General features: G+C 71.4%; 5 protein-coding genes. 1 reads left to right on the top strand and 4 read right to left on the bottom strand.

Annotated features, from left to right (window positions below; translation table 11 throughout):
• The coding region (locus RBH18_RS42710; protein ID WP_306216237.1) for an excinuclease ABC subunit UvrA at positions 1-2,171 on the bottom strand (2,171 nt) is incomplete at its 3' end.
• Between the two features lie 253 nt (positions 2,172-2,424).
• Here RBH18_RS42710 and RBH18_RS42705 point away from each other — a divergent pair.
• Entirely contained in the window at positions 2,425-2,946 is a 522-nt protein-coding gene (locus RBH18_RS42705; protein ID WP_306216236.1) for a hypothetical protein, read from the top strand.
• Positions 2,947-3,039: 93 nt separating this feature from the next.
• Here RBH18_RS42705 and RBH18_RS42700 read toward each other — a convergent pair whose 3' ends face one another.
• The 3 genes from RBH18_RS42700 to RBH18_RS42690 all read right to left on the bottom strand — a co-directional run.
• Positions 3,040-3,264: a hypothetical protein gene (locus RBH18_RS42700; protein WP_306216235.1), complete on the bottom strand. Its 225-nt coding sequence runs from the start codon at positions 3,262-3,264 to the stop codon at positions 3,040-3,042.
• 147 nt (positions 3,265-3,411) lie between these two features.
• Positions 3,412-5,772, bottom strand: a complete 2,361-nt coding sequence (locus RBH18_RS42695) for a galactose oxidase-like domain-containing protein (protein WP_306216234.1) — start codon at positions 5,770-5,772, stop codon at positions 3,412-3,414.
• A 2-nt stretch (positions 5,773-5,774) separates the two neighbouring features.
• On the bottom strand, positions 5,775-6,082 hold a 308-nt coding region (locus RBH18_RS42690; protein WP_306216233.1), incomplete at its 5' end, for a hypothetical protein.

The raw sequence follows: 6,082 nt of genomic DNA, 5'->3' as shown, positions 1-6,082 counted from the left end.
CCCGCGTCGACGAGGCGGTCGAGGAGCCCGAGCAGGTTCTCCACGTCGGCCAGGTGCAGGCCGGTGGTGGGCTCGTCGAGGACGTAGACGCCGCCCTGCTCGCCCATGTGGGTCGCGAGCTTGATGCGCTGCCGCTCGCCGCCGGAGAGGGTGGTCAGCGGCTGGCCGAGCGTCAGGTAGCCGAGGCCGACGTCCGCGAGCCGCTCGAGGATCTTGTGGGCGGCCGGCACCTTGGCCTCGCCCGCGGCGAAGAACCCGGCGGCCTCGGACACCGGCATGGCGAGCACCTCGCTGATGTCCCGGCCGCCGAGGCGGTACTCCAGTACCGAGGCGTCGAAGCGCTTGCCCTCGCACTGCTCGCACGTGGTGGCCACGCCGGCCATCATCGCCAGGTCGGTGTAGATGACGCCGGCGCCGTTGCAGGTCGGGCAGGCGCCCTCGGAGTTGGCGCTGAAGAGGGCGGGCTTGACGCCGTTGGCCTTGGCGAAGGCCTTGCGGATCGGCTCGAGCAGGCCCGTGTACGTGGCCGGGTTGCTGCGCCGCGAGCCCCGGATCCCGGTCTGGTCGATCGCCACCACACCCTCGCGGCCGGCGACTTCGCCGTGGATGAGGCTGCTCTTCCCCGAGCCGGCCACGCCGGTCACCACCACGAGGACACCGAGCGGGATGTCGACGTCGACGTTCTGGAGGTTGTGTCTGCTCGCGCCGCGGATCTCCATTGTTCCGGCCGCCTTGCGCACTTCCTTCTTCAGGGCAGCGCGGTCGTCGAGATGCCGGCCGGTCAGCGTGTCGGCCTTGCGCAGGCCGTCGACCGTACCGGTGAAGACGACCTCGCCCCCCGCGCTGCCGGCGCCGGGCCCCAGGTCGACGACGTGGTCGGCGATCGCGATCGCCTCGGGCTTGTGCTCGACGACCAGCACCGTGTTGCCCTTGTCCCGCAGCTGGATCAGCAGCTCGTTCATCCGCTGGATGTCGTGCGGGTGCAGGCCGACGGTGGGCTCGTCGAAGACGTACGTGACGTCGGTCAGCGAGGAGCCCAGGTGCCGGATCATCTTCGTCCGCTGCGCCTCGCCGCCGGACAGGGTGCCCGCGGGCCGGTCGAGGCTCAGGTAGCCGAGCCCGATCTCGGTGAACGAGTCGAGCGTGTGCTGCAGCTTGCCGAGCAGCGGCGCCACGGACGGCTCCTTCAGCCCGCGCACCCAGTCGGCGAGATCGCTGATCTGCATCTTGCAGGCATCGGCGATGCTGATGCCCTTGATCTTCGACGACCGGGCCGCCTCGCTCAGCCGCGTGCCGTCGCAGTCGGGGCAGGTCGTGAAGGTGATCGCCCGGTCCACGAACGCCCGGATGTGCGGCTGCATCGCCTCCCTGTCCTTGGACAGGAACGACTTCTGGATGCCCGGGATCAGCCCCGAATAGGTGAGGTTGATGCCCTCGACCTTGATCTTCGTCGGCTCCTTGTGCAGCAGGTCGTGCAGCTCCCGCTTCGTGAACTTCGCGATCGGCTTGTCCGGGTCGAAGAAGCCGCTCTGCCGGAAGATGCGCCCGTACCAGCCCTCCATGCTGTAACCCGGGATGGTGATCGCGCCCTCGTTCAGCGACTTGCTCGCGTCGTACAGGGCGGTCAGGTCGAAGTCCGTGACCGAGCCGCGCCCCTCGCACCGCGGGCACATGCCGCCCGTGATGCTGAAACTGCGCCGCTCCTTGGTGGTGATGCCGCCCTTCTCCACGGTCACCGCGCCCGCCCCCGAGATCGAGGCGACGTTGAAGGAGAAGGCCTGAGCACTTCCCACGTACGGCTTCCCGAGCCGGCTGAACAGGATCCGCAGCATCGCGTTGGCGTCGGTGGCGGTGCCGACCGTGGACCGGGGGTCGGCCCCCATCCGCTCCTGGTCCACGATGATCGCCGTGGTCAGCCCGTCGAGCACGTCGACCTCGGGCCGCGCGAGGTTCGGCATGAAGCCCTGCACGAAAGCGCTGTATGTCTCATTGATCATGCGCTGCGACTCGGCGGCGATGGTGCCGAAGACGAGCGAGCTCTTCCCCGACCCGGACACCCCGGTGAAAACGGTCAGCCGCCGTTTCGGCAACTCGACGCTGACATCTTTGAGATTGTTCTCCCGGGCACCCTGCACCCTGATGAGATCGTGGCTGTCGGCGACGTGCGGCATGTCTCCCCCTCCGGCGGCTTCGCGCTACGTTAGCCCTGATCGCGAGGGTTCTGCTTCTCGAATCCTGATCGCCGACCCCCATGGTGGTAGGCGAGCCACGCCGTCCAGTGCAGCAACTGGTCCCGTTGCCGCCGGGTCGCGCGGCACAGCGGGCACCGGGACGCCGAAGAAGGACTGCAGGAGTCTCTGCTTCCGGCCACGACGACGCATGGCCGATGATCGTAATGTTTGCGCTGTCCTCTATGTTCACTGCGTGATGCAGCTTCGTGGTGCAGCGGTCGGTGGCGTGGCGCTTCTGGCGCTCGGCGGGTGCGCCCAGCCCTCAGCCTCGCCGCCACCACCGGCACCGGTGGTGGCGCTGCCTTCTCTGCACGACGAGCTGCCCTGCACCAGGGCCGCGCTCGACCCCGGCCACGAGGTCGACGCCGCCGACGCCAGATCGAGTATCGCCAAGAACCTGCAGGTCCGGGATCGGCATCAGCTGCCCGCCGCGGCCATCCCCGGAGCGGTCCGGTGCGCGGCAGCGGCCGACGATGCGTTGCGCACGCTCGAGAAGTACGACATCCCGGCCGTGCACAAGGCGCTGGTCGCGGCCGGGCTCGGGGACGTCGTCGACGTGCGCAAGCACCAGAGCCGCGACTACGGCTACGGCCTGACGTTCGGCGCGTGGACCGGGCAGGCGTGCGTCGTCGGCTGGGTCGACCGCGCGCAGGGCTACGAAGTCGAGTACGGCAGCCAGACGGCCGACGGCGGGTGCCTGCCCGCCCCGGACTGAGCGTCTACGAGCCGTTGCCGATCTGGGCGCGCGGCTGGGTGCTGTGACCCCGCTTCGACTCGCCCGCGTAGAGCCACAGAGCGATGTCGTCACTCATGAGCGCGGCCCCGGAGCGATCTCGTTCAGCGACAATATCATCGGCAGCGGCGCGACGCCGGGGCCGCCCGCCCGCACCCACGCGACGACGTCATCTTCCACGGCGCCCTCGACGAGTCCCAGCCAGACGGGCTTGGCACCGGCGCGGCGCGCGGCCGGCGCGGGCTGCACGATAACGACGTTGGCCTGCGAGCAGACGTCGAGGCACTTGCTGAGACGCACCCGATCTCCGGGACCGGCCGCCGCCCGCAACCGCGCAGCCTGCGCCGCGGGGTCGACGTGTCGCCGCCCGACCGCCACGCACTCCCCGCACACCGTCATCCCGCACCCGCTCACGGCCCCCACCGTAGCGGGGGCCGTGAGCAACCGTCAGTGCGACTCGACCTGGACCCAGCGCGCCTCGGACGGCACCCCGCCCGCGACCACAGTCAGCATGTACCAGCCCGGCGGCAGCAGGTTGGGCGACTCGGGGACGGTGACGGTCAGGCGGCCCGTGCCGCGGCCGATGATCGGGACGTCGACGAGGCGCTGGTCGGTGTTGAGGCAGTGCGTGGTGCTGCCCGCCCGGGTGAGGTTGACGAACTCGATCTCCCCGGCGGACGGACACTCCACCGTGATCGTCTCCCCGTGGTGCACGTGCTCCGGCGCGCTGAGCAGAGCAGGCCGTGGCCCGCGGAACAGGTACGGCGGGTAGTAGCGCTCGATCCGGTACTCCTCATCGCCGCGGTTCGGGTTCGACCCGGCCGTGACGACACTGCCGTCGGCCAGCAGCAGGGCCACCGAGTGGTAGAGCCGGATCACCCGGGCGTGGGCGTGCAGCGTCCACGTACCGGTCGAGGGGTGGTAGATCTCGGCGCGCGTGGTGGCGAGCGGCCGATCCTCGTCGCCCTCGCTGCCGCCGGTCACGAGCACGGTCCGGTCCGGCAGCACCACGGCGACGTGGTGCATGCGGGGCCGTTCCATCGGGTCCTCGTGGTGGTAGGCGGGGTGCGCCGCCTTGAGGTCCACCCGGTTGACCGCGGCGATCGCGTGGCGGCCGTGGTGGCCGAAGTCCTCGCCGCCGCCGATGAGCAGCACCTCCTGGTCCTGGGCCGGGGGCAGCAGCACGCTGGTGGCCTGGTTGCGGTGGTCGCGCTCGGCGTGCCCGTCCAGGCCCGGCACCTGGGTGAAGGTGCGCGCCGCCAGGTCCAGCAGCGCCGGGCCGAGATTCTCGTTGCCGCCGTAGCAGCCGCCGGAGAAGAAGATCCGGCCGTCCGCCAGCAGGTACATCTGGGCGTAGAGCGGCACGCGGCGGGTGCTGTCGTGCGGGTCGGCGTCCCACTGCCGCTGGTCGGGCAGCTGCTCCCACGCCCCGGACCAGATCTCCGGTACGAGGTTCAGCAGCGAGTCCTGACCCAGCCCGGAGAAGGCGGCGACGTGGCCGTCGGCGAGCGTGACGAGGGTCGGGTACCACCGGCCGCCCGCCATGTCCGGCTGCCGGTCCCACGCGTTGGCGGATGCGTCGTACACCCAAGCGTCGCGAAGACCCCGGAAGGGATCGTACGCTTCGGTGCCGCCGGCGACGAGCAGGCCGCCGTCCGGGAGCTGGGCGTGGCCGGCGCAGAAGAAGTCGGCCGGCACGTGCGCGTCGACGACCTCGTGGGTGACCGGGTTCCAGCGGGTGCCGCGGAACGGCGTACCCAGGTTGGCGGGGTTGTTGCTGGTGCCGGAGAAGAACAGGATCTCGCCGGTGTGCAGGGCGGCCGCGTGGATCGCGAGGCTCTGCGACGTCTCGGCCGCCAGCCGCCACACGCCGTCGCGGGCGGCCGTGCCGGTGTCGAGCTGCAGGTCCACCGTGCGGTAGAAGCCGAGGTTCGGGCCCATCGGGGCGTCCGCCGCGACGATGACGAGCCCCTGGTGCAGGGCCACGCCGGCGCCCTGGTTCTCCCAGAAGAACCACTCCGGCACCGCGGTCCACGCGCTCCAGCCCTGCTCGGCGTGGCCGTCGCCGCCCAGCCGCCAGCCGATCTGGTAGAAGGCCAGGTTCGCCCCGGCCGGGTTGTCCACGGCGAGCACCAGCAGCTCGGGGCGGCCGTCGCCGTCCAGGTCGGCCACGGCGATGCCGGCGCCCTGGTTCTCCCACATGAACCAGTCGGGCACGGCGCGCCAGGCGTCCCAGCCGCCGTGCACCCGGCCGTCCGCGCCGAGGGCGTGCCCGATCCGGTAGTAGCCGGCGTTGGCGCCCGCCGGCGCGTCGACCATGAAGACGATGAGCTCGGGGCGGTCGTCGCCGTCGAGGTCGGCGACCGCGAGACCGGCGTCGGCGTTCTGCCAGGGGAACCACTCGGGCACGTCGAGCCACTCGGTCCAGCCGCCGGTCACCTGCCCGGCGGCGTCGAGGACCCGGCCGACGCGGTAGACGCCGCGGTTCTGCCCGGCGGGGGCGTCGACCTGCAGGACGATCAGCGCGAGCGCGCCGTCGAGGCGGGCGACCGCGATGTCGGCGCCCTGGTTCTCCCAGGCGAACCAGTCGGGCACGGCGACCCAGGGCCCCCAGCCGCCGGTGACCTCGCCGTCGGCGTCGAGGTCGAAGCCGACGCGGTAGAAGCCCTGGTTGCGCTGCGGTCCGGCGTCGACGCGCAGGACGATCAGGTCGGGGCGGCCGTTGCCGCTGACGTCGGCGACGGCCGAGCCGGCGCCCTGGTTCTCGAAGGACTGCCACTCGGGGATCTCGAGGAACTTGGTTGCCATGATCAGCTCACTCTCAGCAGTTCCAGGACCTGGATCTGGTACGGCTGCAGGCCCACGCCCAGCCCGGTCTCCAGCAGCGTCTTGGCGGGCTCGGGGCGCCGCCACAACAGCCGCTCCGGATCCAGGCCGAGCAGGTCGCGGACCTGGATGTGCGCGTCGGGCTCCCGGTCGAGCCAGGCGCGGGCCTGCTCGCCCAGTTCGGCCGTGCCGGTGAGCCAGTCCTGTCTGTCCAGGTTGGAGAAGCACAGCAGCGGCACCGCGGTCGGGTCGTCGCCGCTGCGGGAGAACGCCAGCAGCCGGTCGGGGCGGG

It is taken from the genome of Actinoplanes oryzae (assembly GCF_030757795.1).
Taxonomy (GTDB): Bacteria; Actinomycetota; Actinomycetes; order Mycobacteriales; family Micromonosporaceae; genus Actinoplanes.
The sequence above is the reverse complement of the archived record's forward strand: the minus strand, read 5'-3'. Positions and strand labels throughout refer to the sequence as shown.

What these genes read in the sequence shown, in the direction of transcription:
- RBH18_RS42695 (WP_306216234.1), bottom strand. Translation starts at nt 5,772, where the DNA reads ATGGCAACCAAGTTCCTCGAGATCCCCGAGTGGCAGTCCTTCGAGAAC.